This is a genomic window from Bacillus sp. YKCMOAS1, assembly GCF_030268125.1.
Taxonomy (GTDB): domain Bacteria; phylum Bacillota; class Bacilli; order Bacillales; family Bacillaceae; genus Bacillus; species Bacillus safensis.
In genome coordinates, this window is record NZ_BSEI01000022.1 from 1 (window position 1) to 516 (window position 516).

Consider the following 516-nt stretch of genomic DNA (forward strand, 5'->3'; position numbering starts at 1 on the left):
GAAGGAGAGGACACATACCGATAACCCTGGGGGGCCGAGGCATCCATAATCTTTTCATCTCCACGGGCGCCATTCACCCCCAGCGAGTCCGCTCCATTTTCTTTCTTCACGACTCGGGTCTGGTAAACGTCAACGGATAGATCGGTTTGAATACCGTAGGTATTGTCGTCGACGCCATCACCATCGAAATCACCACCGTCACTCGTGTAAATATTGTCCAGAACCAGGCGGATTCCGGAACCATTCACGGCCCGCCCCTGGCCATCGACGGTCCGATTGGTTTCCCACAACAGCGAATTCCGCTTCTCGCTGCTCTGAGCACGGGCGAGGATGTTCTTCATCTCGATCGTGACACCTTCCTCTCCCCGCATTTCCCACTCACCGCCCGATGCCGAACACGCCGAGGCCGAAGCACCAGCGCCACCCACACAGACGTTGCCGGCACCACCAGGCTTGATCAACGTCGTGCTCCCCTGTTCAAAACGCTGGATCTTCAAACGCCCAAGGCTCTCTCCA

1 protein-coding gene is annotated in these 516 nt (G+C 57.2%); it reads right to left on the bottom strand.

What is annotated here, in order from left to right; genetic code table 11:
- Window positions 1-461: hypothetical protein (locus QSJ46_RS19575; RefSeq protein WP_285605203.1), on the bottom strand; the 461-nt coding region annotated here is incomplete at its 3' end.
- Between the last annotated feature and the right edge of the window lie 55 nt (window positions 462-516).